This is a genomic window from Ensifer sp. SL37 (genome assembly GCF_026672675.1).
Lineage (GTDB): Bacteria > Pseudomonadota > Alphaproteobacteria > Rhizobiales > Rhizobiaceae > Ensifer > Ensifer adhaerens.
This window is the reverse complement of sequence record NZ_JAPPRN010000006.1, coordinates 1,185,176-1,209,762: the sequence shown is the minus strand read 5'-3', so window position 1 is coordinate 1,209,762 and position 24,587 is coordinate 1,185,176. Positions and strand designations below refer to the sequence as shown.

Annotated in this window: 31 protein-coding genes; 11 read left to right on the top strand and 20 right to left on the bottom strand. The window is 64.1% G+C overall.

Annotated elements, in window-relative coordinates:
• Position 1: 1 nt before the first annotated feature.
• The 4 genes from OVA00_RS18005 to OVA00_RS17990 are packed head-to-tail and all read right to left on the bottom strand — an operon-like array spanning position 2 to position 2,366.
• Complete coding sequence (locus tag OVA00_RS18005; RefSeq protein ID WP_034804625.1) at positions 2-211, bottom strand: hypothetical protein; 210 nt, start codon at positions 209-211, stop codon at positions 2-4.
• Positions 212-228: 17 nt separating this feature from the next.
• Positions 229-597 (bottom strand): transporter, encoded by a 369-nt coding sequence (locus tag OVA00_RS18000; RefSeq protein ID WP_234798717.1) that lies wholly within the window; start codon positions 595-597, stop codon positions 229-231.
• Positions 598-600: 3 nt separating this feature from the next.
• Entirely contained in the window at positions 601-1,308 is a 708-nt protein-coding gene (locus tag OVA00_RS17995; protein WP_268089413.1) for a class I SAM-dependent methyltransferase, read from the bottom strand.
• The gene (locus tag OVA00_RS17990) at positions 1,305-2,366 is read right to left on the bottom strand and encodes a glycosyltransferase family 2 protein (protein ID WP_049811024.1); all 1,062 of its coding nucleotides are present in this window, start codon (positions 2,364-2,366) and stop codon (positions 1,305-1,307) included. Before OVA00_RS17990 ends, OVA00_RS17995 begins: the two co-directional genes overlap by 4 nt.
• 148 nt (positions 2,367-2,514) lie before the next feature.
• Here OVA00_RS17990 and OVA00_RS17985 point away from each other — a divergent pair, with 148 nt between their 5' ends.
• The 4 genes from OVA00_RS17985 to OVA00_RS17970 all read left to right on the top strand — a co-directional run bounded on the left by OVA00_RS17985 (position 2,515) and on the right by OVA00_RS17970 (position 7,408).
• Complete coding sequence (locus tag OVA00_RS17985; protein ID WP_268089412.1) at positions 2,515-4,323, top strand: hypothetical protein; 1,809 nt, start codon at positions 2,515-2,517, stop codon at positions 4,321-4,323.
• Positions 4,324-4,396: 73 nt separating this feature from the next.
• Positions 4,397-6,001, top strand: coding sequence for an exodeoxyribonuclease VII large subunit (gene xseA, locus OVA00_RS17980; protein ID WP_034805207.1), 1,605 nt, complete (start codon positions 4,397-4,399; stop codon positions 5,999-6,001).
• A gap of 66 nt (positions 6,002-6,067) precedes the next feature.
• The gene (locus tag OVA00_RS17975; RefSeq protein WP_268089411.1) at positions 6,068-6,652 is read left to right on the top strand and encodes a chloramphenicol phosphotransferase CPT family protein; all 585 of its coding nucleotides are present in this window, start codon (positions 6,068-6,070) and stop codon (positions 6,650-6,652) included.
• 165 nt (positions 6,653-6,817) lie between these two features.
• Positions 6,818-7,408: an NAD(P)H-dependent oxidoreductase gene (locus OVA00_RS17970; protein ID WP_060580606.1), complete on the top strand. Its 591-nt coding sequence runs from the start codon at positions 6,818-6,820 to the stop codon at positions 7,406-7,408.
• Positions 7,409-7,414: 6 nt separating this feature from the next.
• Here the strand turns inward: OVA00_RS17970 and OVA00_RS17965 are convergent, their stop codons facing one another.
• Positions 7,415-7,909, bottom strand: coding sequence for a MarR family winged helix-turn-helix transcriptional regulator (locus OVA00_RS17965; RefSeq protein WP_090426724.1), 495 nt, complete (start codon positions 7,907-7,909; stop codon positions 7,415-7,417).
• Between the two features lie 89 nt (positions 7,910-7,998).
• Here OVA00_RS17965 and OVA00_RS17960 point away from each other — a divergent pair, with 89 nt between their 5' ends.
• From OVA00_RS17960 to OVA00_RS17950, 3 genes are all read left to right on the top strand, one after another.
• A complete protein-coding gene (locus OVA00_RS17960) occupies positions 7,999-8,877 on the top strand; it encodes an EamA family transporter (protein ID WP_034804613.1) in 879 nt (292 codons plus the stop codon).
• Positions 8,878-8,952: 75 nt separating this feature from the next.
• Positions 8,953-9,582: an RNA polymerase sigma factor gene (locus tag OVA00_RS17955; RefSeq protein WP_090296431.1), complete on the top strand. Its 630-nt coding sequence runs from the start codon at positions 8,953-8,955 to the stop codon at positions 9,580-9,582.
• A gap of 21 nt (positions 9,583-9,603) precedes the next feature.
• Positions 9,604-10,002 carry a VOC family protein gene (locus OVA00_RS17950; protein ID WP_034804610.1) on the top strand — a complete coding sequence of 133 codons (399 nt, stop codon included), beginning with the start codon at positions 9,604-9,606 and terminating at the stop codon, positions 10,000-10,002.
• Between the two features lie 90 nt (positions 10,003-10,092).
• On the opposite strand, the gene OVA00_RS17945 is transcribed toward OVA00_RS17950, so the two are convergent.
• The 3 genes from OVA00_RS17945 to OVA00_RS17935 all read right to left on the bottom strand — a co-directional run bounded on the left by OVA00_RS17945 (position 10,093) and on the right by OVA00_RS17935 (position 13,078).
• Positions 10,093-11,346, bottom strand: a complete 1,254-nt coding sequence (locus tag OVA00_RS17945; RefSeq protein ID WP_268089410.1) for an aminopeptidase — start codon at positions 11,344-11,346, stop codon at positions 10,093-10,095.
• An 88-nt stretch (positions 11,347-11,434) separates the two neighbouring features.
• The gene (locus OVA00_RS17940; RefSeq protein ID WP_268089409.1) at positions 11,435-12,340 is read right to left on the bottom strand and encodes an MBL fold metallo-hydrolase; all 906 of its coding nucleotides are present in this window, start codon (positions 12,338-12,340) and stop codon (positions 11,435-11,437) included.
• Positions 12,341-12,406: 66 nt separating this feature from the next.
• Entirely contained in the window at positions 12,407-13,078 is a 672-nt protein-coding gene (locus OVA00_RS17935) for a glutathione S-transferase family protein (RefSeq protein ID WP_268089408.1), read from the bottom strand.
• A gap of 84 nt (positions 13,079-13,162) precedes the next feature.
• Here OVA00_RS17935 and OVA00_RS17930 point away from each other — a divergent pair, with 84 nt between their 5' ends.
• Positions 13,163-13,618, top strand: coding sequence for a MarR family winged helix-turn-helix transcriptional regulator (locus tag OVA00_RS17930; protein WP_268089407.1), 456 nt, complete (start codon positions 13,163-13,165; stop codon positions 13,616-13,618).
• Between the two features lie 283 nt (positions 13,619-13,901).
• Here the strand turns inward: OVA00_RS17930 and OVA00_RS17925 are convergent, their stop codons facing one another.
• From OVA00_RS17925 to tatA, 5 genes are all read right to left on the bottom strand, one after another.
• Positions 13,902-14,489 (bottom strand): dual specificity protein phosphatase family protein, encoded by a 588-nt coding sequence (locus OVA00_RS17925; RefSeq protein ID WP_060519626.1) that lies wholly within the window; start codon positions 14,487-14,489, stop codon positions 13,902-13,904.
• A gap of 109 nt (positions 14,490-14,598) precedes the next feature.
• Entirely contained in the window at positions 14,599-15,072 is a 474-nt protein-coding gene (gene ybaK, locus OVA00_RS17920; protein ID WP_090296298.1) for a Cys-tRNA(Pro) deacylase, read from the bottom strand.
• A gap of 21 nt (positions 15,073-15,093) precedes the next feature.
• Positions 15,094-15,447, bottom strand: a complete 354-nt coding sequence (locus OVA00_RS17915; protein ID WP_268089406.1) for an ArsC family reductase — start codon at positions 15,445-15,447, stop codon at positions 15,094-15,096.
• Between the two features lie 121 nt (positions 15,448-15,568).
• A complete protein-coding gene (locus tag OVA00_RS17910; RefSeq protein WP_268089405.1) occupies positions 15,569-16,201 on the bottom strand; it encodes a YitT family protein in 633 nt (210 codons plus the stop codon).
• 8 nt (positions 16,202-16,209) lie between these two features.
• Positions 16,210-17,379, bottom strand: a complete 1,170-nt coding sequence (gene tatA, locus OVA00_RS17905; protein ID WP_034804559.1) for a tyrosine aminotransferase — start codon at positions 17,377-17,379, stop codon at positions 16,210-16,212.
• 241 nt (positions 17,380-17,620) lie between these two features.
• Between tatA and OVA00_RS17900 the strand changes: the two genes are divergently transcribed.
• Entirely contained in the window at positions 17,621-18,094 is a 474-nt protein-coding gene (locus OVA00_RS17900; RefSeq protein WP_089043352.1) for an Lrp/AsnC family transcriptional regulator, read from the top strand.
• Positions 18,095-18,122: 28 nt separating this feature from the next.
• On the opposite strand, the gene OVA00_RS17895 is transcribed toward OVA00_RS17900, so the two are convergent.
• Positions 18,123-19,181, bottom strand: a complete 1,059-nt coding sequence (locus tag OVA00_RS17895) for a succinylglutamate desuccinylase/aspartoacylase domain-containing protein (protein WP_060519636.1) — start codon at positions 19,179-19,181, stop codon at positions 18,123-18,125.
• Between the two features lie 171 nt (positions 19,182-19,352).
• Here OVA00_RS17895 and OVA00_RS17890 point away from each other — a divergent pair, with 171 nt between their 5' ends.
• Positions 19,353-19,979 carry a glutathione S-transferase family protein gene (locus OVA00_RS17890; RefSeq protein WP_034804548.1) on the top strand — a complete coding sequence of 209 codons (627 nt, stop codon included), beginning with the start codon at positions 19,353-19,355 and terminating at the stop codon, positions 19,977-19,979.
• A gap of 66 nt (positions 19,980-20,045) precedes the next feature.
• On the opposite strand, the gene OVA00_RS17885 is transcribed toward OVA00_RS17890, so the two are convergent.
• The 6 genes from OVA00_RS17885 to OVA00_RS17860 all read right to left on the bottom strand — a co-directional run bounded on the left by OVA00_RS17885 (position 20,046) and on the right by OVA00_RS17860 (position 23,959).
• The gene (locus OVA00_RS17885; RefSeq protein ID WP_268089404.1) at positions 20,046-20,618 is read right to left on the bottom strand and encodes a 2'-5' RNA ligase family protein; all 573 of its coding nucleotides are present in this window, start codon (positions 20,616-20,618) and stop codon (positions 20,046-20,048) included.
• Between the two features lie 132 nt (positions 20,619-20,750).
• Positions 20,751-21,164 (bottom strand): GFA family protein, encoded by a 414-nt coding sequence (locus OVA00_RS17880; protein ID WP_268089403.1) that lies wholly within the window; start codon positions 21,162-21,164, stop codon positions 20,751-20,753.
• 118 nt (positions 21,165-21,282) lie between these two features.
• A complete protein-coding gene (locus tag OVA00_RS17875) occupies positions 21,283-21,750 on the bottom strand; it encodes an SRPBCC family protein (protein ID WP_034804539.1) in 468 nt (155 codons plus the stop codon).
• Complete coding sequence (locus tag OVA00_RS17870; RefSeq protein WP_060580687.1) at positions 21,747-22,076, bottom strand: ArsR/SmtB family transcription factor; 330 nt, start codon at positions 22,074-22,076, stop codon at positions 21,747-21,749. The genes OVA00_RS17875 and OVA00_RS17870 overlap by 4 nt, the downstream gene beginning before the upstream one ends.
• 124 nt (positions 22,077-22,200) lie before the next feature.
• Complete coding sequence (locus OVA00_RS17865; RefSeq protein WP_060580615.1) at positions 22,201-22,935, bottom strand: SDR family oxidoreductase; 735 nt, start codon at positions 22,933-22,935, stop codon at positions 22,201-22,203.
• 265 nt (positions 22,936-23,200) lie between these two features.
• Positions 23,201-23,959 carry an alpha/beta hydrolase gene (locus OVA00_RS17860; RefSeq protein WP_034804533.1) on the bottom strand — a complete coding sequence of 253 codons (759 nt, stop codon included), beginning with the start codon at positions 23,957-23,959 and terminating at the stop codon, positions 23,201-23,203.
• Positions 23,960-24,107: 148 nt separating this feature from the next.
• Between OVA00_RS17860 and OVA00_RS17855 the strand changes: the two genes are divergently transcribed.
• Positions 24,108-24,554, top strand: coding sequence for a MarR family winged helix-turn-helix transcriptional regulator (locus OVA00_RS17855; protein WP_268089402.1), 447 nt, complete (start codon positions 24,108-24,110; stop codon positions 24,552-24,554).
• The last annotated feature ends 33 nt before the right edge of the window (positions 24,555-24,587 follow it).

Here is a 24,587-nt window from a genome sequence, read left to right as displayed (position 1 = left end):
GCTATCGGTCGCGCTCCAGGCCGATGGCAATCGCGCCGCAAATCATCAGCGCGACGCCCATGTTGTAAGCGCCGATCGCTGCCGCCGCCTGGATCCAGTCGCCGTTTGCGCCGGCAAGCGCCAGCAGCCCCGTGCCGGCGAACAGGCAGGCGCGGGCGGATTTGAGGCCGCATACGGCAATGCCGAGGACGAAGGATGCGGTGACGATCATGAGGCCCGCTTATCCCCTTAGGAGTTGATGATGATCATGCCGCTGATGATCAGCGCGGCGCCGAAGGCGTAGCGCAGCGTCACCGCCTCGCCGAGAAAGACGGCGGCAAGCAGCGGCACGATGCAGAAGGTAAGCGCCATGAAGGAATAGGCGATCGTCAGTGGCACCGACTTGATCGTGAAGATCCAGATGATCGTGCCGATGCCATAGACGGCGAGCGCAATCAGCAGGGTGGGGCTGAGGGCCAGAGCCAGGAGCCCCTGGGCACTGGCATTCCCGGTCTTCGCGCTTGTCAGCTTGAAGAGGATCTGCCCGGCCGAGATCAGCACCGGCGTGAAGAACAGCCCGAACCAGACGGTGGGCGTGAGATTGAGGTTCATCGCCATGCCTCACTCCGCCGCGGCAGTTCTGTCTTCGCAATAGAAGATATCGCGGCCGATATCGACGCATGTGTGCTCGGCCGGAACGGGATGCATCGCCCGCAGGAAGGAGTGGGTATAGGGAAAGAAATTGAAGTGCGGATTGAAGGTGTAGCGGTACTCGCGCTCGCGCGGCACGACGATGATCAGGCGCCGGCGGGTGACCCGGCGAAGCTCGGCGATCGCTTTGCGGTAGTCGAGAATGTGCTCGATCACATGCGTGCAGACGACCGTGTCGAATTCACTGTCCGCAAAGGGCAGGTCCTCGATCATCGCGGCGTGATATTCGATGCCTTCGATCCGGGCCGCATCGTCGATGGCGAAGTCGACACCGGCGAGGCGTTTAAGGTCGGGCTTGGCTTCCCGGATACGCTTCAACAGAACGCCGGTGCCGCAACCGACGTCGCAGACGCTGTCGCCGACGACGCTTGCCGCGATCTTGCGCACGCAGGCTTCGGAATTGTCGGTTCCCTCGTGCACTCTCGGGTGCTGCCGGTAGAGGTCCTCGTACTCGTTCGCCGACAGGAACGGCGCCCGTGCGCGAAAGTCGGCGAGGTGGGCGATGTGCTTGCCCCAGGCGAGGCTCGCCATGCCCTTGAACAGGCGCGAATCCCTGAGGATCGGCGGAATGACGTCTTCGATCAGGAAGCGTATGCGGTTGGTCGTTTCCCGGTTCATCCGCGGCGCTCCCGCACAATGCGTGGTGCCGACTGCAAGCCGGCTTCCTGGTCCTCGCCCCGGGGCAGGGCGACGCCGCTATCGACCTTCTCCAGCGGCGCAGCCCGTACCGGTGTCGCGATGTAGTGCAGCCGGAGCTGCTCGGTGCGGGCGCGCGAGACCGAATCGAGGATCAGGCCTGCGGTGAACATGATGATCGACATCATCAGCATGGCCAGCGCGAGGACCCAGGTCGGCATGCGCGGCACGAGGCCTGTGGCGAAATATTCGAGCAAGACAGGCATCATGAAGCCGATGCTCGTCGCAAAGAACGCCATGGCGATCACGCCGAAGAACGTGAAGGGCCGCGTTTCTTTCATGAGCATGGCGAAGGTCCAGAGGATCTTGGCGCCATCCTTGTACGTCGACAGCTTGGAATGGGAACCTTCCGGGCGCCGGCCATAGTCCAGTTCAAGCTCCGCGACCGGCAGTTTGAGACGCGAGGCATGGACGGACATCTCCGTCTCGATTTCAAAGCCGTTGGAAATCGCCGGGAAGCTCTTGGCGAAGCGGCGCGAGAGCACGCGGTAACCGGAGAAGATGTCGTTGAAATCGGTGCCGAAAATTTCCCGGTACAGAATGTTGAAAAGCCTGTTGCCGAAGGCGTGACCCTGCCTGCCGGCATCGTCGTGAACGCCGCGCCGCGTGCCGACGACCATGTCGGCGCGCTCGGTGATCAAGGTGCGGATCAGGTCTTCCGCATCGGTCGGGCAATAGGTGCTGTCGCCGTCGGCCATGACATAGATGTCGGCGTCGATATCGGCGAGCATGCGGCGCACCACGTGCCCCTTGCCCTGCCGGCGTTCACGTACGACGGTCGCGCCGGCAAGCATCGCCTTCAACGCCGTGCCGTCGGTCGAGTTGTTGTCGTAGACGTAAATTCGCGCCGTCGGCAGTGCCGTCTGGAAACCCTCGACCACCTGTCCGATGGTCGATGCTTCGTTGTAGCAAGGCAGGAGAACGGCGATGTTGAAGCGGTCGAACATCAAGGTGGCTCGGTTGCTGTTGGATCGCGCCATCATAGGATCAGGGTGTTAACAAGACGCCAAGGTGCGCCGCGCGGGCCGGTCGAAGCGACCGGCCTCGCCGCCGCGCGCTTTACGCTTTCTTGATCGCAGGGACGTAAGATCCACGCGATCTAGTGGGCGGGAACCTATGTCGAGCGGAATGGCGGCACTACCGGAAATGGCGACTACGCCCAGGCAGCGGCGGCTCTCGTCGAGCCTGCTTGGGATGGTGCTCGCCTATGGCGTGCCCACGGTTCTTTTCCTCGTCACCCAGTTCATGCGGGCGCCGGATTATCTCGGCCGCGACAATGACGATGCCATGCGCCTGGTCGAGGTGCGCGACCTCCTCGCCGGACAGAGCTGGTTCGACCTCACCCAGCCCCGCCTGGGGCTCGAGGGCGGAACGCTGATGCACTGGTCGCGCCTGATCGATCTGCCGATCGCCGGGCTCATGTCGATTTTTCGGCCTTTTGTCGGCGTGGAGCAGGCGGAAGTCCTGGCGCTTGCGATCTGGCCGATGGCGCTCGCGGTCGGGCTGCTTGCGGCGATGGGGCTCGCCGGACGCCGTGCCGGCGGCACGGTCGCCATGCATTTCTGCCTGGGGCTGACCGCGATCTTCATCGCCACCTCGAACCGTTTCCTCGGGGGCGCCATCGATCACCACAATGTGCAACTGGTGCTGGCCGCGGTCATGGCGGCGATGCTCGTCGATCGACGGTATCGTGCCCTAAATTATGCGCTTGCGGGAGCGGCGGCCGCACTCGCGATCGCCGTAGGTGCCGAAACCACGCCACTCGTGGCGGTCGTCTGCGCAATCGTTGCCTGCCAGTGGCTCTGGGCCGGCCAGACGGCCGCGCGTTCGACCGTCGCCTTCGGCCTGTCGCTGACAGCCGGCCTCAGCGTCATCTTCTTTTCGACCGTGCCGCCGCGCCTCTATTTCGTCGCGACCTGCGACAATCTCTCGATCGCCTTCTATTCGCTGGCGCTGACGGGAGGCGTCCTCCTCGCGCTCGCCGCCGCCACTGTCAGCCACCGCGCGCCAGCGCTGCGCTTCGGCGCGCTCGCTCTCTGCGGTCTCGTCGTCGCCGCGGTCGCCCTGTCTGTGGCGCCGCAATGCCTCGGCAATCCACTGGCCGGTCTCGATCCGCTGCTCATCGAGCTCTGGCTCGACCATATCTCCGAAGCCCGTTCCGTCACGCTGATCGCTGTGCAGGAGCCGACCAATATCGGCGCCTACTATTTCACCGGCGCCTTTGCCTCGGCCATCTGCCTCTGGCGCATCTTGCGTCGCGACCGGATCGATCTCCATCTGGTGCTCCTTGCCTTGGTGCTTTCGAGCCTGGCGATCGCCCTCGTCCAGGTCCGCGGCATGGCATTTTCCAACCTGCTCGCCATCGTGCCGATGGCCCTGCTGCTTACCGACCTGCGTGCGCGGTCGAGCGGCGGAACGGCTGGCGCCCGCGCCTCCCTTCTCTATGTCGGAGCACTGCTCGTTTCCGTTCCGGCGATGTGGGCCGTTGCCGGAACGCTTGCGGAAAAGGGGATCAGCGGGTTTGCTGCCGCGGAAGCAGCGGTCACGAACGGCGAGGCGTGCCTGACCGACGCCGCCCTTGCCGATATTGGGCGGCTGGCGCCGTCGCTGGTCGTCGGACCGTCGGATATCGGCGCGACGCTGCTTCGCCGCACCGAACACCGCGTGCTCAGCGCGCCCTATCATCGCAATGCCGCCGGCATGCTCCGCGAGCTGAAGATCGGCCTGGCCGAGCCTGGAGCCGCCGCCGTCCTGTTGCGCCAGCTCGGGCAGCCAGTGCTCGCCTTCTGCGCCGTTGACGCTCAAACGCAGGTCATAGCTGCCCGCGCTCCGCGTGGTCTCTATGCGGATCTCGCCGCCGGGCGCGTGCCGGCATTCCTGTCGCCCCTGCCGGTTTCGGAAGGCTCGCCCATCCGGCTCTATATGCTTGCGCCTTGAGCGCCACGCCCCTGGCGCGTGGAAAGCGTGAGGGATGTGCTGGCCTTCGGCGAAGGGTGCGGTAAAAGAGGCGATGGCCTCTTTCTTCGACAGCGATTCTCCGAGCAACCTCACCGAATACTCGGTGTCCGAGCTTTCGGGCTCGATCAAGCGAACGGTCGAACAGGCCTTCGACCAGGTGCGCGTGCGCGGCGAAATCTCCGGCTATCGCGGCCCTCATTCGTCGGGCCACGCCTATTTCGCGCTCAAGGACGATCGGGCGCGCATCGATGCAGTCATCTGGAAGGGTACCTTCTCGCGCCTGCGCTTCCGTCCGGAAGAGGGCATGGAGGTGATCGCGACCGGCAAGGTCACGACCTTCCCGGGCTCGTCGAAGTATCAGATCGTCATCGAGATGATGGAACCGGCCGGCGCCGGCGCGCTGATGGCGCTGCTCGAAGAGCGCAAGCGCAAGCTCGCCGCCGAAGGGCTGTTCGACGCCAATCGCAAGCGGCAGCTGCCCTATATGCCCAAGGTGATCGGTGTCGTGACGTCGCCGACCGGTGCCGTCATCCGCGACATCCTGCACCGCATCGCCGACCGCTTTCCCGTCCATGTCGTCGTCTGGCCGGTTCGCGTGCAGGGCGATGGCTCGGGTGACGAGGTTGCAGCGGCGATCCGCGGCTTCAACGCGATCGAGCCCGGCGGGCCGATTGCGCGGCCGGATGTCCTGATCGTCGCGCGTGGCGGCGGCAGCCTCGAAGACCTCTGGGGCTTCAACGACGAGGCCGTCGTGCGCGCCGCCGCCGCCTCCGGGATCCCGCTGATTTCGGCCGTCGGTCACGAGACCGACTGGACGCTGATCGACTATGCCGCCGACCAGCGCGCGCCGACGCCGACGGGTGCAGCGGAAATGGCGGTGCCGGTCAGGGCCGATCTCGAAGCCGGTCTCTCCGGCCTGTCGGCACGCCTCAAGTCGGCTGTCGGACGCCAGATGGACAATCGCCGCCAGGCGGTGCGGTCTCTGGCGCGGGCGCTGCCGTCGCTCGACCAGTTGCTGGCGCTGCCGCGCCGCCGTTTCGACGAGGCTGCACTCGGGCTCGGGCGCGGGCTCACGATGAACACGGCCAACAAGCGCCGTCAGTTCGAACGCGTGTCTGCCGAGCTGCGTGCCGACCTTCTCAAGGGCAAGCTTTCCGAGCGTCGCCAGCGCCTAGTCGACGCCATGAACAAGGCCGACCGCATCGTCGAGCGGCAAGTCCATCGCGGCGAGGCGCGGGTTTCTGCGGCCGACGCTGCGCTGCGCGCCTTACCCTCGCGCCTCATCGGCCAGATCCATCGGGCATCCGATCGCGTCGCCGGGCTTGCTGCCCGGTCCGATGCGGCCGTGCGCGCAGACGTGCGACGCCTGCGCAGCGTCATCGTCGCCCAGGATCGCATCCTGCAGTCGCTTTCCTATCGCAACGTCCTGCAGCGCGGATTTGCGCTGGTGCGCGATGCCGAAGGCGGGCCGGTGCGCCAGGCTGCATCCGTCTCGGTCGGCATGACGCTCAGCCTGGAATTTGCCGACGGTCGCGTGTCGGCGATTGCCGGCGACGGGGAGGGCGAGCCAGGTTCTCCGCCGACGGCGCCCCGCAAGAAGCAGCCGAAGCCCGCAGACCCGGCGGGAGAGCCGCCGAAACAGGGTAACCTGTTCTAGCGCGTCATCCCGCTGTCATGCCGACGACGTAGCGCCAGCGTTCGCAAGAGAGTGACGGAGCCCGGCATGGTCGAGCGAGCCAAGATTATCTTCATCCACGGCGCTTCCAGCAGCGGGAAATCGACGCTGGCGCGGGCGGTCCAGGCGCAGATCGGCGCGCCGTTCTGGCATGTTTCGATCGACCATCTTCGCGATTCGGGGATGGTGCCAATGGAACGGTTCCGCCGCGGCGATTTTCGTTGGAAGGAACACCGGGCGCGCTTCTTCGACGGTTTTCACCGCTCGCTGGTCGCCTATGCGTCAGCCGGCAACAATCTCCTGCTGGAGCACATTCTCGAAGAGTCCGGCTGGGCGTCTGAGCTCGCGGTGATGCTTCAGCCGTTCGATGTGTTTTTTGTCGCGCTTCACTGTGAACTCGACGAACTGGTCCGGCGCGAACGGCTTCGCGCCGACCGGCCGATCGGCAGCGCCGCAGATGATTTTCACCGCATTCACGTCGGACAGTGTTACGATCTGGAGCTTGGTTCGGGACAGGCCGCCGATGACGCCGCCGCGCAGTTGATTTCCGCATGGTCGGTGCGCCGCTCGCCCTCCGTCTTTGACACACTGGCGCTGGAAGCCCGGCCAGGATCGGGCAAATCCCCGTTCTGAAGAAGGCGGCTGCTGGCGGTCTAGGGAGCGAGCGTGTCCGCTCGCATGACTGCCTCCTCGGCGCGGCCTGACGGTCGCGAAAAACGGCATTGTATTCGGTTGATTTTTAAGCTCATTTTCCCGGCGACGGATCTTGATTCCAGATCGATATGTTAGGAACACCGCATGCGCATCCTGCTCGTGCTTGCCCACCCGCTCGAAGACAGTTTTGCCGCGAACGTGGCGCGTGAGGCGCGCGCCGCCTTGGAGGCGAGGGGACATTCGGTCGACTTGCTCGATCTCTATCGCGAGGATTTCGATCCGCGCCTCAGCGTCGCCGAGCGCGGCAGTTACTTCTCCGACACCTATGATCGGTCAGGCGCGGCAGACTGGATCGGCCGGCTGCAGGCGGCCGATGGGCTGGTGCTCGTCTTCCCGCAATGGTGGTTCAATTTTCCGGCGATCCTGAAGGGCTTCTTCGATCGCGTCTTTGCGCCGGGCATCGCCTTCGACAACGACCCGGCCGGCGGCCGCATCATCCCGCGGCTCCACAATATCAAGCTCTTCTGGGCGCTGACGACGACCGGCTCGCCCTGGTGGGTGGTGCATCTCTACATGGGCAATCCGGTGAAGCGGCTCTTGAAGCGCGGCATCGCCGCCTTCTGCGCCAAGGGACTGAACTTCCGCATGCTCGCGCTGCACGACATGGACCGGGCGACCGACGCCAAGCGCAAGGCGCATCTGCAGCGTGTCCGTCGGCTTGCCTCCAGTTTGTGATCGCGGCTACTCGAAGGTCGCGAGATATTTGCGCAGCAGTGCGTTGAGCACCACGCGTTCCTCGGGCGACAGCGCGGAAACGACGCGATGCTGGTTGGCCACATGCGCGGTCGCGGCCTCGTCGACACGGCGCAAGCCCTCGTCCGTCAAGGCGATGATCACCCCCCGCCTGTCCTCGGGATTGGCGATCCGTTCGACGAGCCCGGCCTTTTCAAGCTGGTCGATGCGGTTGGTCATGGTGCCGGAGCTGACCATGGTCGTATCCAGAAGGTCTCCGGGCGAAAGCCGATAGGGCGGTCCGGACCGACGAAGCGTCGCGAGCACGTCGAAGCTCGACGCATTCAATCCGCGCTCGGAAAACGACTTCTCGATTTCCCGGGCGATATGTGTCGAAACCCGTGAGAGCCGGCCAAGCAGGCCCATGGCCGAAACATCGAGGTCCGGCCGCTCCCGGTGCCATTGGGCCAAAATCCTGTCGACGCGATCCATCAAACCCTCCATGCATTTATCTCAGCATAGAGTATCTTGACTTAGAGATAAACCGCGTTATCCTCATTTTATCTTGATATAGAGATTCTTGAGGTAAAGATATGAGTTCGAGCCGCACCGTCGACCTTGCCTTGACCGCGCTGGCACCGGCCATCTGGGGCAGCACCTATCTTGTCACCACAGAGTACCTGCCGTCTGGCTATCCGTTGACGGTCGCCATGCTGCGGGCGCTGCCGGCGGGGTTGCTCCTGCTCTTGATTGTGCGGCGCCTGCCGGACGGTATCTGGTGGCCGCGGACCTTCGTGCTCGGCGCGCTCAACTTCTCCTTCTTCTGGGCCATGCTGTTCGTTTCCGCTTACAGGCTGCCAGGCGGCGTCGCCGCAACCGTCGGTGCCGTTCAGCCGCTGATCGTCATCCTGTTGTCGCGCGTCTTCCTGGGCTCGCCGATCCGCCTGCTCAGCGTGGTTGCCGGCCTTGCGGGCATTGCCGGCGTCGCCCTGCTGGTGTTGACGCCGGGCGCCGCGCTCGATCCGCTCGGGGTGCTCGCTGGTCTCGCCGGAGCCGTCTCCATGGCCTTCGGCACGGTGCTGAGCCGCCACTGGGCGCCGCCGGTTCCGCCGCTCACCTTCACTGCCTGGCAATTGGCCGCCGGTGGCCTCATGCTCGTGCCGGCGGCGCTGTTCTTCGAGCCGTCGCTGCCGCCGCTGACCACCGCCAACGTCCTCGGTCTCGCCTATCTCGGCCTGGTCGGCGCCGCCTTCACCTATCTGCTCTGGTTCCGCGGCCTGTCGCGCCTCGAACCTTCTGCCGTCTCGCCGCTCGGTTTCCTGAGCCCGGTCGTTGCCATCCTGCTCGGCTGGGGCGTGCTCGGCGAGCAACTGACGCCGGTGCAGGCGCTCGGCATCCTTGTCGTCTTCGTCAGCGTCTGGCTCAGCCAGCGCGCGCAACTCGCCCCCAAGGTGCGACCGGCGCGGGCCTGAAAGCAGGGCTTGCAACCACAGCGCATGCGCTTCACATTGCCGGCAACGTCAATCCTCAAAGAAGCGCACGCCCTGATGACCGAGCATCTGACGCCAGCGCTCTATTCTGATCTCCTCCGTTTCGCGAGGCGGCAAAGCCGCCGTGCGGCCGAAGCGGAGGATTTGCTACATGAGGCGCTGATCGTCGCGCTCAAGGCAGGGCGTTTTCCAACCGGCGGCGATCGCGCCTGGTTCTGCGGTGTTCTCCGCAAGCTCGCCGCGATGCAGGCGCGCACCGCTGCTCGCCGTTTGCGCCGGGAGCTGCAAGCGGACGTTCCCGAAGTGGAAGAGCGGCGCTCTGGCGATCCGCTGGCCTTCGCCGTCACGCTTTCCCCGAGCCTCAGGATCGTGATGCTGCTGGCGATCGGCGGCCACAATCGCCTCGAAATCCGTCATCTCCTCGGCATTTCCGATGAAGCGCTGCGCCAGCGCATCCTGATGCTGCGCCGGGCCTGGCGCGATGCCGGCCATGTCGAGACCAATCTGGAGCTGACCGGACTTCGCTATCCGCTCGAAAGCGGCCGTATCCGCCAGGCCCTGCTGCCGGTCACCCGCGGCGGCCGCGCCGCCTTTGCCAGCCACGATCCGGACGGCCATCTCTTCGCGATCAATTTTTCGCCGCGCGTGTCTCACGAAACGGCAACCGGCGGCAACAAGCCGGCGTAACAAACACAAGGGAAGCAACCAATGTTGTCGAAACCACGTATCGGGGCCATCTGCTACTTCGTCTCGGATCTCACCCGCACGGAAGCCTTCTACCGTGATGTTCTGGGTCTCAACGTCCAGCGCATGGAGGACGACGAAGCCGGTTCCTGGCTGATGGCGAAGATAGAAGACGAGGTCGAGTTGATCTTCTTCGTCGTGGAGAGCAAGCCGGGCAACACACCGATCGTCGTGTTCGATCTCGCCGAGGGCGGCATCGACGATGTGGTCGCGGGCCTCGCTGAAAAGGGAACCACCATCGTCACGCCGGTGAGCCATGCGCCCGGCGGCTGGTCGGCAGAATTCGCCGATCCCGATGGCCACGTGCTGTCCCTCTACCAATCGGCGGAGATGCCGCGTCTGAAGCGGGCTGCCAACGGCTGAAGGGGCAGTTTCCCCAATAGAAAAGGCCGCCGCATGTGTTGCGGCGGCCACAAGCCTTTCAGGTCGGACGAGACCGGGGAGGAGCCGTGATCAGGCCCATTCACCCTTTCGCATGACCGGAACGCGGCTACCATCGGCGCGCACGCCGTCGATGTCGACCTGGCCCGAACCGATCATCCAGTCGATGTGGATCAGGCTGGAATTGCCGCCCTGGGCGCGGATCTGTTCCGGCGTCAGCTTGGTGTCGTCGACGAAGCAGCCGGAATAGCACTGGCCGAGCGCGATGTGGCACGAGGCGTTTTCGTCAAACAGCGTGTTGTAGAACAGGATGCCGCTTGCCGAGATCGGCGAGGAATGCGGCACCAGAGCCACTTCGCCGAGCCGGCGCGCGCCCTCGTCGGTGTCGAGCACCTTGTTCAGTACTTCCTCGCCGCGCGATGCCTTGGCTTCGACGATCCGGCCGCCCTCGAAACGCACCTGGATGTTGTCGATCAGCGTGCCCTGGTGCGACAGCGGCTTGGTCGAGGAGACATGGCCTTCGACGCGCAGCGCATGCGGCGTCGTGAACACTTCCTCGGTCGGGATGTTCGGGTTGCAGGTGACGCCGTTCTTGGCCTCCGACGCGCCGCCGCACCAGAGATGGCCATCGGCAAGCCCGACGGTCAGATCGGTGCCCGGGCCGGTAAAGTGCAGCGCGGCAAAGCGCTCGCCGTTCAGCCAGGCCGAGCGCCGGGCGAGGTTGGCGTTGTGCTCCTTCCAGGCGGCCACCGGATCGGCGACATCGACGCGCGAGGCGGCGAAGATGGCGTTGGCGAGCTTCTCGACGGCAACCTCTTCCGGGTCGTTCGGGAAAACGAGCTTCGCCCAGGACGGGTTCGGGTAGGAAACGATGTTCCAGTTGATGTCGAAGTTCGAGATCTTTTCGAGCGCCGGCTTATAGGCAATGGAATTTGCCTTGTTGGCCCGCGCCACCTTGGCCGGATCCTGCGCCGAAAGCATCATCGGGTTGTCGCCGGAGATTGCGAGCCGCGCTGCACCACCGGCGAAAGCTTCGGCCATGCCCTTGAACAGCCAGTCGCTTGCCCGGTCGAAGCTCTCGTCCGGTGCATAGGCATAACGCGAAAGCGTCGTGTCCTCGTCCGAATAGAGAGTCGTCACGAGGCCTGCACCGGCCTTGTAGGCGTGCTTGGTGATAAGGCGAACAAGCGGCATCGCCGCGACCGGCGCAGTCATGACAAGGTCCTGACCGCGCTGAAGCTGCAGGCCGACCTGGATCGCGACTTCCGCGAGCTTGTCGAGTTTCACCGGGTCGATCGGATCGGGCGTATTGGCGGGAGAGGTCATGATCTACCTGTCTTTCTGAAATCGGAAGAAGAAGACTTAGAGCGCTTTGCGGCGAAAATGAAGGCAGAGCCCGGGAGGTTTAGTGCAATCAGCGCGCGCCGAGGGCCGCACGCACCCGCTCGACATTGCTCCTGTGCACAGCCTCATAAGGCGCGAAATAGAGGATCGCGCCGGAGGCGATATCCTCGGTGGCGAATTCCTTGAGTGTGCCGATGGCAGCACCGGTCGCGATCGCGCGCGTCAGCCGCTCGAGATAGCCGCGATTGGCATCGATCAGTTTCGGTCCGTAGCCGCCGCTGGCGATGCGTTCGCGGTCGCCATGGGCGGGTAGAATCCGAGCAATCGGCCATTGCCGCAGGCGCTTGAGTTCCGCGATGTGCGTCGCCGTCTGATCAGCCTCGCTGATGAAGGTCGTCGTATCCTCGAGCGTATCGCCCGCCAGCAGCAACTTCTCCTCGGGCAGCCAGATCACGTTGCCGTCGGCGCTATGGATGGCGAAGTGATGCAGTTCGACCCGGCGTGCGCCGACGGTCAGTGCAAGCGTCTCGTCGAACAGGCGGTTCGGCATCACGAGGGGCTGGATCGGCGGCGTCGCCGTTTCGATCTTCTCGCGGTTTTCTTCAAGTTTCGCTGCCGTCAGCTTGAGGGCGATGATCTCGCAATCGGCAAAGACCGCATTTCCGGCCACATGATCCTTGTGCCAATGGCTGAGCACGACGCGGATCGCGGTGACGCCAAGGCTTTCGAGATGGTTGCGGATCGCCCGGGCGTGATCGAGCGAGATATGCGTGTCGTAGACCAGCGCTTGCGTGCCGTCGACGATGGCATAGGAGGCGACGCCGAGTTCGTAGGCGCCGTCATCGAGCCAGTTCGCCGCCTGCGAATAGAGCCGCACTCCGGCAACGCGCCCGTCATAGTAGGCATAGACGCCGGGATAGGGCTCAAGAACCGTAAGGGTCGAGATCATGTCGGTCACAAGGCGCTCCTCCAGCATGGCTTGCGTCCTGTCATAGAGCAGGCGCGCGCCAAACTGAAGGACGGCGTGATCTCGCGCTCTTCGCTATGCCTGTCCGGCGCGCAGCAGATAGGCGTCGTGCTCCCTGAGGAAGGTCATCAGCCGCTCACCGTAATCCGGCGTCACGGCCGCCTTGACGCTCGGCCGCTCGGCGAGCGCCTTGCGCCAGGCGCCGACACGATCGAGTCCGTCGAAAATGCCGTGATCTGCAAGCGTGTCGAAGAGATCGAAGTAACGGAAGATCGGTGCGAAGACCGCATCGACGAGCGAAAATTGTGTACCGGCAAAGTAGGGACCTTCGCCAAGTGCCGCTTCCATGGTCGCAAGTTTGCCGGCCACCGCCTGGCGTTTCTGTTCGTAGGTTTCCCGGTCCTTCGCAGTCTCGAAGCCCCAGAGATCCGAAAGGATCGACGAGCCGAATTCCATCCAGCCGCGATGACGGGCGCGCTCCAGCGCATCTTCGGGGTGAAGCTTCGGGCCGGCTTGGCTTTCCTCGACATATTCGGCGATGACGGAGCTTTCGAACAGCACCGTTTCGCCGCTCTGCTGCGGCACCTGCAACAGCGGCACCTTGCCGAGCGGCGAGATCTTCAGGAACCAGTCGGGCTTGGCCTTGAGGTCGATATAGGTCCGCTCGAAGCGAACGCCTTTTTCGTCGAGCACGATCGAGGCGCGCTGCACATAGGGGCAGAGATGGTGGCTGACGAGGGTAAGCATGGCAATCTCCCGGTTGAGGTAAGGTAGATGCATATGCATGTATGTGGGCTTGCTTCGACTTTCAAGATGGATGTAATTGCATCTATGAGCAAAGAGACGAAAATCGACGAGAAGGGCCCTGGCCCCGAAACGACCGCGGCCTGGATCGGCCTGATGCGCGCACGGGAATGCGTGCTTGCTCGGATCGAGGCCGATTTCAAGGGGGCCAGCCTGCCACCGCTTGGCTGGTACGACGTGTTGTGGGAACTGGCTCAGGCCGAAGACGGCCGGCTGCGGCCCTTCGAGATCGAGGCGCGCACCTTGCTCGCGCAGTATAACTTGTCCCGCCTGATCGATCGCCTGGTCAAAGAGGGGTTGGTCCGTCGCGAAGCCTTCGACGCCGACGGTCGCGGCCAATGGGTTGTCGTCACCGAGGCCGGAAGGGCGCTGCGCGCGCGCATGTGGCAGACTTATGGGCCCTCGATAGAGGCCCATGTCGGCGCCCGGCTGACAGAGGCGGAAGCGCGGCAGCTCGCGGCGCTGCTGGCGAAGCTCAGGTAGAGCACGTCAGTTCTCAAACAGGGTACCGGCGAACGATCGGGTAGCGCCTTCCAGGCAAGTTACCCCTCACCTTAGCGCTCTTCCTGCAGGTGGGGAGAGGGGGCGTGCTGGCGTGCTGTTCGTAGCGCCGCCGACCGGAGCCGTCACAGGAGAGGGAGGTCGTCATTGCTGAGACGAAGGGGTGCCATGCGTCTCCTTCGCCCTGCTTGCGGGGAGAAGGTGGCCGGCAGGCCGGATGAGGGGCCCCGACGGGGCGAGCCTCAATCTAGGACGCCGTCGTCGCCTAGCTGCTCAGCCCGAACGACTTCTCCAGCGCTTCCCAGGTCTCGTCCATGGCGAAGGTGCCGGAGAGATAGGGAATGGCCACGTGTCCATAGAGCGGCGAAAGCTGCCACTCGGCCGTTTCCTCGTCGACCCCTGCTATCTGCTGCAGGTAGATCGTCGAGACGAGGCCGGTGCGGTCGGCGCCGGCCTTGCAGTGGATCAGAAGCGGCTTTGGCGCGTCCCTGAGGATCGCCATCAGCGCGTCGGTTTCCTTGCGGTCGATCTCGGCCGAAGCGGACATGGGGAAGTTGATGAGCCGGATACCGTTGCGCTCGGCGGCGGCAACCTCTTCGCGATACCAGCGCTCGTCCGGCTTTTCGCCGCGCAGGTTGAGAATGGTGCGGATGCCGTAGGCCTTGGAATAGGCGGCGATCGCCTCCGGCGTCGGCTGTGCCGAACGGTAGACCTCACCGGCCACGAGCGTATGGAAATTGCCGGTCCACTGAAGACCGACGAGGTAGATGACCAGGGCCGCGACGAGCGCAGCCGTGCCGACGGCGAGGCGCTTCAGAAGACGCTTCGCGCTGGGAAATCTTGCAAATGCCATGTGAGAGACCCGACGCCGTTCCAAGGCGGGCGTGCATGCAAAAATTGCACATTTCGTCCCCGCATCAGCGGCTCGTATAAGGCATCTGTGATATTTTGATGGCAGTGCCTCAGGCGATGAGCGGTGCCGCGATCGCCTTTAGCGCGGTTTGGGCGTCGCGGGGTGCAAGCCGCACCTGCAGACCGCGCTGTCCGCCATTGATGTAGACCTGCACTTCGGCAAGTGCGGCCTCCTCGATTGCCGTCGGCACATGTTTTTTCTGGCCGAACGGGCTGATGCCGCCGACATGGTAACCGGTCAGCCGCTCGGCATCCGCCGGCTTCATCATCGCCGCCGACTTGCCGCCGAAGGCGGCGGCGAGCTTCTTCATGCTGACCTCACGATCCGAGGGAACGACGCAGCAGACCGGCTTGCCGTCGACTTCAGCCATCAGCGTCTTCAGCACCCGGCTCGGATCCTCGCCGAGCGCCTCGGCTGCCTGCAGGCCGACGCGCTCCGCATTGGGATCATAGTCATAGGCATGCACGCTGAAGGTGACACCGGCCTTCGAAAGCATCTGCGTGGCGCGCGTGGTCTTCGACATCGTCGTCGCTCCAAATGGGGGTCAGGCTTTGGCGAGTACGGTCTCGTAGAGGTCCGGCTTGAAGCCGATCAGCAGATTGCCGTCCGCTTCGAGCACCGGACGCTTGATCATCGAGGGTTGGGCGAGCATCAGCGCAATCGCCTTCTGTTCGTCGAGGCCCTGCCTGTCGGCCTCGTCGAGCTTGCGGAAAGTCGTGCCGGCGCGGTTCAGCACCGTTTCCCATCCGGCCTCCTTGCACCAGCGCTCGAGATGCGGGCGGTCGATGGCCTCGGCCTTATAGTCGTGGAAGCGATAGGCGATGCCCCGGCCGTCGAGCCAGGTGCGGGCCTTCTTCATCGTGTCGCAGTTCTTGATGCCGTAAATCGTAACCGTCATTCCCATGCTCCAGCCGCAGCGAGCAATTCCGAACGGCCGCGCCGCTGGGAATCGCGCAATTTCAAAGCGTGGCAGGAGTGATAGCCGCCCGATGCGCGGGAGGGAAGACCGAGACCTTGCGTCAGGTCACGCCGGCGTAGCGTCCCGGCTTGTGATTGATCGCCAGCGTCATGTTGACGACAGCGGCCCCGATCACCGAGAGCACCAGGTTCGATGGCGGCAACACGAAGAAGGCGGCAGCCAGAATGGTGAGATCGACCGTCAGCTGGAAATAGCCGGCGCGGATGCCGAACCTTTCCTGGAGATAGATCGCGACGATGTTGATGCCGCCAAGCCCGGTGCGATGGCGAAAGAGGATCAACAGGCCCATGCCCATCAGCCCGCCGCCGACGACCGCCGCATAGATCGGGTCAAGCCGGGCGATCTCCACCCAGCCGGCCGTCAGCCGAGAAAACAGCGAGACGAGGCTGACGGCGATGAAGGTGCGCAGCGCAAACATCCAGCCGAGCCGTTTGACCGCCAGGACGTAGAAAGGCAGGTTGACGAGCGAAAAGACCAGCCAGAACTCGGCGCCGGTCGCATATTGCAGAAGCAGTGCCAGGCCCGACGTGCTGCCCGTGAGCAGCATCGCCTTGCTGTAGATGATGATGCCGAGCGACATGATCAGCGTGCCCGTCAGGATCGCCAGCGCATCCTCGTACAGGCGATGGCGTTCAGTCGGGGTTTCTGTCGCGTCGATGCTGTGCTCGGCCATCATGGTCCTCAGAGGTTCTTGAAGTTGGCGATGACGCCGTCGACTTCCGCCGTCTTCAGGCCGGCAATGTTGATGCGGCCGGAACCGGGCATGTAGATGCCGTGCTCGTTCCGAAGCCGCATGACGTCGGCCTCGGCAAGCGGAAGCAGCGAGAACATGCCTTCCTGGCTGGCGACGGCGCCGAGCGCCTGCCAGCGATCGCGCAAGCCTTCGGCGAGCGCGCGGCGGATGTTGGTGATGCGCAGCCGCATGGTTTCGAGTTCTGCTTGCCAGTCACGCTTGAGCTCGGCGTCGGAAAGGATCATCCGCACGATTGCAGCACCGTGATCCGGCGGCATCGAGTAGCTGGTGCGGGCAAGGCCGGCGAGGTTGGAGCGGACCGTATCGGCCGAAGACGAGGAGGCCGTCACCGCGAAGATCGCGCCGGCGCGCTCGCGATAGAGCCCGAAGGACTTGGAGCAGGAAACGGCAACCAGCGCTTCCGGAACGACGCCGATCAGGTGGCGGAGACCGGCGACATCCTCGTCGAGACCGCGGCCGAAGCCCTGGTAGGCAAGGTCGACGAGCGGCAGCAGGCCGCGCTCGGCGATGACGGCGGCAAGCTCCATCCACTGCGCTTGCGTGATGACGCCGCCCGTCGGGTTGTGGCAGCTCGCATGCAGCAGCACGGCGTCGCCGGCGGCAGCGCTCTGGAGCGCCGTTATCATGGTGTCGAAGAGCACGGTTTGCGTCGGCACGTCGAAGAACGGGTAACCGGCGGGCTCAAGGCCAGCGGTCTTGAAGATGCTGGCATGGTTTGGCCAGCTCGGCAGCCCGATCCAGATGCGCTTGCCGCCCATCTGGTGGATAAGGTCGGCCGCGAGCCGGAGAGCGCCGGAACCGCCCGGCGTCTGCACGCCGGCGATATGGCTGCGATCGATGGTATCGCCACCGACCAGCGTCCAGAGATGATCGATAAAGACGAGATCGCCCTCGGGGCCGACATAGGACTTGCTGTCCTGCGTTTCGAGCAGGCGCTTCTCCGCTGCCTTGACGGCGCGAAAGATCGGGGTGTGGCCGGTTTCGTCGCGGTAGACGCCGACGCCGAGATCGACCTTTCCGGGGCGCTCGTCCTTGCGGTAAAGCCCGATCAGGGCCAGCAACGGATCATCGGGTTGGCGGGTCAGAGCGTCGAACATGCCGGAAATTCCCCCTTGAGTGGCAGCGATGCGTTATCGGTCGAGAAAGCCTGCCGGCCGCCGTTCCTCCGGCTGCCCTGCGGCTTTCTTCTTAAGTCAGCGCAAGCGCAAAATCGATGCGATATTTGCCACAGAGACAATATCGACAGCGTGCTATTTGCGCAAAATTCTGCAATTCATTTGCTGATTTGCGTGCTGCGGCATACTTCCTGAAGCCGAAATCGAAGCGTTGGGGGCGATGATGGTCGAGAAGATGGCGGTGGAACTGGATCAGATCGACCGGCGGATCATCCGCCTTCTGGTGGAGGATGCATCGCTCAGCAACAACGCGCTGGCGGCGAGAGTCGGGCTCTCGCCGGCGCCGTTGTCGCGCCGCCTTGCCCGGCTCTATGCGGCCGGCGTCATCCGCCAGACGGTGGTCGTCGATCCGAAGGCAGCCGGCATCGGCTTCCAGGCCTTCGTCGAGGTGACGCTGGAGCGCACCGCAAGCAAGGTCGGCCAGCGCTTCATCGAGCTGGTGTCGCGCATGCCGGAGGTGGTGGAATGCCACACGGTCGCCGGCGATTTCGATTTTCTTCTGAAGATCGCGGTGCGCGACGTCGCGGATTACAAACGCCTGCTCTGGAGCGAATTCGAGCAGATCGCCGAGATCAAGACGTTGCGCTCGACCATTCTGCTCGACAGCCCAAAGATGACGGCCGCCACGGGGGCGTGACGGCCGCTTGAACATTCAATCCCAAGTCCTAGGCTTCGAGCGACCCGGGTTTGCGCCCGGCGCTCGACGGCGCAGCGCAGGCGATCTTCATCAAGTCCGAGCGCCGGCGTGCAAGGCGGGTCGAGACGCGGGTGACAATCAGCCCGTCCTGCGGCGCGCGCACCTCGAGGGCGCCGTCCGCCTGGCCGGGGCGCGTAAGGATCGTTGCGAGCAGATCGCCCGCCTTCACGCTCTCGCCGATATCCCGGTGGAACAGGATGGCGCCGGCCTCAGGGGCCCGGATCATCTCGATGTTGTCGAGCGGTGCGATGATGCCAGCGAAGGGTGCAATTGTTTCTTCGTCACCGGTAATGACGCCGCGGGCGACGAGGAAGCGGAAGACCCCTTCGGCATCCTTGCGAGCAAGCTCCGGATAGACGTCGCGCGTGCCGCGAAGCTCGACCGTCACCGAGAGGCGTCCCGGCAGGCGTGTCTTCTTCTGCCCGGTTTCGTATTTCCAGGCATAGGCGACAGCCTCCTCGAAGGCGGAGCTTTCGCCGTCCGAAAGGAAGACCGCCTCCATATCGAGCGCCGAGGCGAGGTCGCCCGCTTCCGGCCAGAAGGCGTCGTCGATATAGGCGTATTGCAGCGCCTCGTCGTCGCAATGAAGATCGAGCATCAGGTCGGCGCCGAGCGCCATATGCAGCAGCTGCCGTTTCAGCCGATCCGTCGCCGAGTAGCGGTCGAGATCGTCGATCAGCCGGTCACGGTCGCCAAGCGTGATCAGCGGAAAATCACGGTTGAAGTTCGTGCGTGAGCCGAGGTCGAAGCGGCCCTGCAACTCGCCGAAATGCGACTGCGCGGTGCCGATCGGATTTGCCTGGGGCACGACGGTGATGTCGCCGAGGATGGCGCCGTCTTTCTCCGCCTGCTGCAGCCGCTGCAGCAGGAAATGGGCAAGTGCGGTGCCCGGCAGTTCGTTGGCGTGCAGCGCCGCCTGGATGTAGGTCTTCGGTGCAGCGGCCGTTCTGCCCTTGAAACGGAAAACCGGCAGGCGCCATTCGATACCGGGCGTATCGCCGGCGATGATGATTTCGGAAACGTCCATGGGCTCCTCCCGTATCGTTCGTTGGTCGCGCTTATCGGCATTCCCAAGGCGCTCCGCAAGTCGCTAAGAACTAGGGTGCGGTTTCGGGTTGCGCCGACGTCGCTCTGGCTTTGACATGATCGGCAGGCCTATTGTTCTGTGAAGCATCCAGCACAGGTGGGAGACACCAAGATGATCCTGATCGGCCAATATGACTCCCCCTTCGTGCGACGCGTGGGCATCGCGCTCAGCCTTTACGACATCCCGTTCGAACACCGTCCCTGGTCGTCCTTCGGCAATGCCGACGAGCTTCGGGCCTACAATCCGCTGACGCGCGTGCCGACGCTGGTGCTGGACGATGGGACGGTGCTTACCGACAGCCATATCATTCTCGATTATCTCGACAGTCTCGTTTCCGACGACCGGGTCCTGTTCCCGCGAACGGAACCGGCGCGCCATCGGGTGCTGAGAATCGCGACGCTTGCCACGGGCCTCGGCGACAAGGCCGTCAGCCTGTTCTACGAGAAGCGGTTGCACGGGGCGGTCTCGGCACTCTGGGTCGACCGCTGCCGCCGCCAGATCGAAGAGACGCTTCAAGTGCTCGAAACGAGCCGCGCGCAAAGCACGGGCGCCTATTGGTTCGGCGAGCGCATCGGCCATGTGGATATCGCCGTTGCGGCCGTGTTGCGCTTCCTCAAGGAGGTGCATCCCGATCTGGTCGCGATGGGGCGCTATCCGCGTCTGCAGGCGCATGCGGACATGCTTGAAGCGCTTCCGGTGTTCCAGACGATCAGCCAGCCCTTCATTCCGCCCGCGTAAGGGGGGCTCCCCGTCGGAGCCGGGCTGGCACATCACCAAGGTGTACGGCTACCTTCCGCCTGGACTTCAGCGCGACGGCAATAGCGGCCAGCGGGCGAGGATCTTCGTAGAGCCCGCCCCCTTGCGGGCATGGATCAGAACGAGTTCGCGCGCCACCCAGGAGACCGGTTCGGAAACGCGGAGATTCGGCGCGACCCGATCGTTCCGGTAGAGCGTCATATGGGGGATTGCCATGAGCGGGCGTTTGAGCGCCTCGATCTGCCGGACCAGCGTGCTGAAGCCCGGCGCGGCGTCGCGCGTCGTCAGGGCGCGCGGCCGGTCGCGGCCATTGCCGTTGCTGACCAACCTGTCGAGGCGGATCTCGACCGCTGGCACGTCGACGCGGTCACCCTGCCGCAGCGCATCCGCAACCGCGAAGTCGGGCAAGCCGCGGCCCTGCCAGCGCTTGTCGACAGAGACGTGCAGGCGATCGGGCCGATAGATGAAGCCATCCGCCATCTGGTCGGCGAAATCCCTTTCGGCAATCGCCAGTGCCTTCGTGGCAGCCGGCTCGTCCGGAAGCAGCGCGAAGTAGAGGATGTCGATTGCCGGCGCTGGCTGGGGACAGCCGAGATCGAATGCGAATTGGTTCGACGACATGGTACCCTCCGCCGCCCGGGTCGCGCGCCACGACATGTGGTCTCGACCGGAGATGGGGATGCCGGCTGACAATGCCAAGGACATCCGGCGGGGAATGGAAGACTTCACCCGTTGGCTGACGCTGTTGTTTCGCTACTCCGTCGGCATCCGGCCAAATTTCTGCAAATTCGGATCGAGGCGGTCCCAGGCAAGGCCGCGCACGGCGTAGGTCACCGCTTGCGGTCTGTAACGGCAGGGATCGTCGAGGCTTGCAGCGCGAACGCTGAAGAACTCCGGCATGGCTGAGAAGGTCATGTAGACCGGAGAGCCGCAGCTGGGGCAGAAGCCGCGCGTCTTCACATGGCCGCTGTCGGCGACCATGTCCCAATGCGAGGCCTGACCTTCGAGCTTCACGCCCTCGCGGCGGAACGTCATATGCGATCCGTGCCCGGTCCCGCTTTCGTGCTGGCAATCACGGCACTGGCAGTCGTTGGAGAAGACCGGTTCTCCTGAGATCTCGTAGCGGATCGCGCCGCAGGCGCATCCGCCGATATAGGACTTGCTCATACATTCGCTCCAGTCTCGGGCACGGCAAAGCCTTTCGCGTGGCTGCGAGGGCGACGCCGACCAATCACTTTGCCTGTTTCGGGGGGGGGCGGATCGCTATGGCGACCCGGCTTGGGCTTCAATGCTGTTCGTCGGTAATGGTGCCGAGCCGCGACAGGACCTTCGGCCAGCCATTGCTCATGTTGGCATAGGCGCTGTCGTTCTTCGGCGTGACGAAGCCGGAATGAACGAGCCGGAGGCGGGTGCCGTTGTCGACCTTCGTCAGCGTCCAGGTGACGACCGTATCGAGACGCGAGCCATAGCCGCTGTTGCCTTCGTCGCCACCTTTCCAGGAGTAGACGAAACGCTCATGCGGGCGCACCTCCAGCACCTGGCAACGGATGGTCCCGTCCCATGCGCCGGCGGGCGTCGTCCGGAAGGTGAAATGGGTGCCTTCCACCGGTTGGAAGCCGGTCGGCGGCATGATCCATCGGCCCATCAATTCGCCGTTGGTCAGCGTCCTCCAGATCGTCTCGGGCGTATGCGGAAAGACCTCGTCGACGACGATATCCTGGGTCTCGAGTTTCAAGGCTGCTGCGTCGGTCATGGATCGATCTCCTTGAGAAGGGTGCGCAGATTGGCGAAGCGGTCACGCCAGAAGGTACCGTAGTGGCTCATCCAGTCGACGAGCGGCGCCAGGCCCTCGGGCTCGGCGCGGTAATAGACGTTGCGGCCCTCCGGGCGCTCGGCGACGAGACCCGCCTGTTTCAGCGACTTGAGGTGCTGCGAAATCGCGCCCTGCGTCACGCCGCTGCCGCGCGTCAGTTCAACGACGGTGATCTCGTCGGCATTGGCGATGCGCTCGAACACGGCGCGCCTGGTCGGATCGGCAAGGGCGCGCATGACGGCGGTGATGGGAGCGGCTTCGATCATCATGGATAAATAAATAGCAGATACTAATTGATTAGTCAATGCTATTTATTTGAATGCTGCTGCAGAACGAAAAGGCACGCTCGAGGCGTGCCTTCAGTCGCTTTGATCCCCCGAGGACATAGCCTCAATGCGGGCTCGCCGTCGGGCGCACGATAATCTCGCTGACGTCGACATCGTCGGGCTGTCCGATGGCGTAGGCGATCGACGACGCGATGGCGTCAGGACTGATGCAGACGGCCCGCCATTCCTTCATGGTTTCTCGTGCGGTCAAATCGCTGATCGTATCGGCGAGTTCGGAGGTCGTCGTTCCGGGCGAGATGACGGTAACGCGGATGCGGTCGGTCTCCTGCCTCAGGCCGTCCGAGATCGCCCGGACGGCGAACTTGGTGGCGCAATAGACGGCGGCCGTCGGTGACACGGAATGGCCGCCGATCGAGGAGATGTTGATGATCTGCCCGTCCCCTTGCGCGCTCATGATCGGCAGGGCCGCGGCGATACCGTAGAGCACACCCTTGATATTCACGTCGACCATGCGATCCCACTCGTCGACCTTGAGCGCTGCCAGCGGCGACAGCGGCATCACGCCGGCATTGTTGACGATGACATCGAGGCGGCCGAATTCGGCCTGGGCAAAGCGGGCGAAGGCGGCGACGTCGCCGCGGTCGGTAACGTCGAGCACGCGAAAGCGGACCTCGCCGCCGGCGCCGGCGATTTCGCCGGCGATGCGTTCCAGCCGGTCGGACCGGCGTGCGCCAATCACGACCTTGGCTCCGGCAGCCGCCAGCAGCTTCGCAGCGGCTTCGCCGATGCCGCTGCTTGCGCCGGTCACGGCCACGACTTTCCCGTGAACATTTTCCATGGATATGCCCTTTCGAAAGGTGCGTTTCTGTTTGAGTCCGGCTCGGGCGTTGGGCCTGAGCGCCGGTGAGACAGAAGATAGAAAGGGCGATCCGTTCGATCGAGGTGCCGATCGAGCATGGGGCGGTCAGAAATTCTAACCAAAGATCTGGCGGCAACAGGGCCGGCAATGGCGTCCACCAGGATCTTCCGGATTGTCTTCGGGACAAGCAAAAGGGCGACGCGTCGCGCTTCGCCCTTTTGCCTTCGTTGCCGGTTGATATCGCTTATTCGCTCGCCTGCGCTGCCTGCTCGATCAGCTTGGCGACCGCTTCCGGCTTCGAGACGTAGATGGCGTGGCTGCCGGATGTTTCGACCACGGTGGAGCCGGCGCGTTTTGCCATCTGGCGCTGGGCGGCCGGCGGGATCATGTGGTCGTCGGTCGCGACCAGATAGAAGCTCGGCTTCTCCTTCCAGGCCGGAGCGGTGACGGCGCCGGCTGCCGCTTCGACCCCCCACGGGACCTGGGAGTCGGCCATGAAGGCGGCAATCTCAGGATCGACATCGGCCGCGAAGGCGGCGGCGAACTTTTCCTTGTCGAGCGAGAGGAAACCATCGACCGGCGGCAGGATCGGCGGAACGGGCGCGCCGGCCGGCGGGTTGGCGATGAGCGAGGAAACGGACTCGCCCTTATCCGGCGCGAAGGCGGCGATGTAGACGACAGACTTCACCTTCTCATCGGTGCCGGCTTCCGAAACGACCACGCCGCCATAGGAGTGGCCGACGAGCACGATCGGGCCGTCTTGAGCGGCGATCGCACGCTTGGTGGCCGCGACATCGCCGGCAAGCGTCAGGGTCGGGTTCTGCACGATGGTGACGTTATAGCCGTCCTTCTTCAGGATGTTGTAGACGCCCTGCCAGCCGGAGCCGTCGGCAAAGGCGCCGTGAACGAGCACGACATTCTTGGTGGCGGGGGCGGCCTGGGCCGGCGTCAGCGCGCTTGCGGAGAGGGCGAAAGCGGCGGCGGTGATGAGGGACTTGAGCATTTCGGGTCTCCTTCGTTGAGTTGTTTTGCGCGACATTAATTATCGCGATAAGCATCGTATACGGCGACTCCGGTTTCTTGTAAAGATATTAATTATCGCGATATCTATTTTCGCGGAAGAAGCCGCAAAGCGCCGCAAGGAGGTTGGAATGCCTGAAGAACCGACAACGCTGCCGCTCGACAGCCAGCTCTGTTTTTCGATCTACTCGGCGTCGATCGCCATCAACCGCGTCTACAAGCCGATGCTCGATGCGCTCGGTATGACCTACACGCAGTATCTCGTCCTGAGCACGCTTTGGGAGAGGGATGGGTTGACGATCTCGGCGATTGCCGATCGGCTGGGTCTGGAATCGAGCACGATCACGCCGGCTGTGAAGCGGCTCGAAGCTGCCGGCTTCCTGGGTCGGCATCGCAGCGTCAGCGACGAGCGGCAGGTCGAGGTCCACCTCACCGCGAAAGGGCGCGGCCTCCACGTGAAGACCGGCTGCCTGACCGATGCGCTTCTGGAAAACTCCGGCTTCACGGTGCCGGAAATGATCGACTTGAACGAGCGGGTGCGGAAACTCCGCGATGGCATGCGCGACCCGGTGAAGTAGCGCTGCACCCGGGCCGCGACTGTGCCGGGAAGC

Bases quoted from the DNA above. Each gene is read 5' to 3' on its own strand.
- OVA00_RS18005 (WP_034804625.1), bottom strand. From the start codon at position 211: ATGATCGTCACCGCATCCTTCGTCCTCGGCATTGCCGTATGCGGCCTC.
- OVA00_RS17925 (WP_060519626.1), bottom strand. From the start codon at position 14,489: ATGGCATTTGCAAGATTTCCCAGCGCGAAGCGTCTTCTGAAGCGCCTC.
- OVA00_RS17975 (WP_268089411.1), top strand. From the start codon at position 6,068: ATGGTCGAGCGAGCCAAGATTATCTTCATCCACGGCGCTTCCAGCAGC.
- OVA00_RS17870 (WP_060580687.1), bottom strand. From the start codon at position 22,076: ATGATCGAAGCCGCTCCCATCACCGCCGTCATGCGCGCCCTTGCCGAT.
- OVA00_RS17875 (WP_034804539.1), bottom strand. From the start codon at position 21,750: ATGACCGACGCAGCAGCCTTGAAACTCGAGACCCAGGATATCGTCGTC.
- OVA00_RS17915 (WP_268089406.1), bottom strand. From the start codon at position 15,447: ATGACGGTTACGATTTACGGCATCAAGAACTGCGACACGATGAAGAAG.
- OVA00_RS17955 (WP_090296431.1), top strand. From the start codon at position 8,953: ATGACCGAGCATCTGACGCCAGCGCTCTATTCTGATCTCCTCCGTTTC.
- OVA00_RS17985 (WP_268089412.1), top strand. From the start codon at position 2,515: ATGGCGGCACTACCGGAAATGGCGACTACGCCCAGGCAGCGGCGGCTC.
- OVA00_RS17960 (WP_034804613.1), top strand. From the start codon at position 7,999: ATGAGTTCGAGCCGCACCGTCGACCTTGCCTTGACCGCGCTGGCACCG.
- xseA (WP_034805207.1), top strand. From the start codon at position 4,397: ATGGCCTCTTTCTTCGACAGCGATTCTCCGAGCAACCTCACCGAATAC.
- OVA00_RS17865 (WP_060580615.1), bottom strand. From the start codon at position 22,935: ATGGAAAATGTTCACGGGAAAGTCGTGGCCGTGACCGGCGCAAGCAGC.
- tatA (WP_034804559.1), bottom strand. From the start codon at position 17,379: ATGTTCGACGCTCTGACCCGCCAACCCGATGATCCGTTGCTGGCCCTG.
- OVA00_RS17970 (WP_060580606.1), top strand. From the start codon at position 6,818: ATGCGCATCCTGCTCGTGCTTGCCCACCCGCTCGAAGACAGTTTTGCC.
- OVA00_RS17945 (WP_268089410.1), bottom strand. From the start codon at position 11,346: ATGACCTCTCCCGCCAATACGCCCGATCCGATCGACCCGGTGAAACTC.
- OVA00_RS17860 (WP_034804533.1), bottom strand. From the start codon at position 23,959: ATGCTCAAGTCCCTCATCACCGCCGCCGCTTTCGCCCTCTCCGCAAGC.
- OVA00_RS18000 (WP_234798717.1), bottom strand. From the start codon at position 597: ATGGCGATGAACCTCAATCTCACGCCCACCGTCTGGTTCGGGCTGTTC.
- OVA00_RS17940 (WP_268089409.1), bottom strand. From the start codon at position 12,340: ATGCTGGAGGAGCGCCTTGTGACCGACATGATCTCGACCCTTACGGTT.
- OVA00_RS17930 (WP_268089407.1), top strand. From the start codon at position 13,163: ATGAGCAAAGAGACGAAAATCGACGAGAAGGGCCCTGGCCCCGAAACG.
- OVA00_RS17900 (WP_089043352.1), top strand. From the start codon at position 17,621: ATGGTCGAGAAGATGGCGGTGGAACTGGATCAGATCGACCGGCGGATC.
- OVA00_RS17895 (WP_060519636.1), bottom strand. From the start codon at position 19,181: ATGGACGTTTCCGAAATCATCATCGCCGGCGATACGCCCGGTATCGAA.
- ybaK (WP_090296298.1), bottom strand. From the start codon at position 15,072: ATGTCGAAGACCACGCGCGCCACGCAGATGCTTTCGAAGGCCGGTGTC.
- OVA00_RS17950 (WP_034804610.1), top strand. From the start codon at position 9,604: ATGTTGTCGAAACCACGTATCGGGGCCATCTGCTACTTCGTCTCGGAT.
- OVA00_RS17995 (WP_268089413.1), bottom strand. From the start codon at position 1,308: ATGAACCGGGAAACGACCAACCGCATACGCTTCCTGATCGAAGACGTC.
- OVA00_RS17885 (WP_268089404.1), bottom strand. From the start codon at position 20,618: ATGTCGTCGAACCAATTCGCATTCGATCTCGGCTGTCCCCAGCCAGCG.
- OVA00_RS17990 (WP_049811024.1), bottom strand. From the start codon at position 2,366: ATGGCGCGATCCAACAGCAACCGAGCCACCTTGATGTTCGACCGCTTC.
- OVA00_RS17965 (WP_090426724.1), bottom strand. From the start codon at position 7,909: ATGGAGGGTTTGATGGATCGCGTCGACAGGATTTTGGCCCAATGGCAC.
- OVA00_RS17880 (WP_268089403.1), bottom strand. From the start codon at position 21,164: ATGAGCAAGTCCTATATCGGCGGATGCGCCTGCGGCGCGATCCGCTAC.
- OVA00_RS17890 (WP_034804548.1), top strand. From the start codon at position 19,353: ATGATCCTGATCGGCCAATATGACTCCCCCTTCGTGCGACGCGTGGGC.
- OVA00_RS17855 (WP_268089402.1), top strand. From the start codon at position 24,108: ATGCCTGAAGAACCGACAACGCTGCCGCTCGACAGCCAGCTCTGTTTT.
- OVA00_RS17935 (WP_268089408.1), bottom strand. From the start codon at position 13,078: ATGCTTACCCTCGTCAGCCACCATCTCTGCCCCTATGTGCAGCGCGCC.
- OVA00_RS17910 (WP_268089405.1), bottom strand. From the start codon at position 16,201: ATGGCCGAGCACAGCATCGACGCGACAGAAACCCCGACTGAACGCCAT.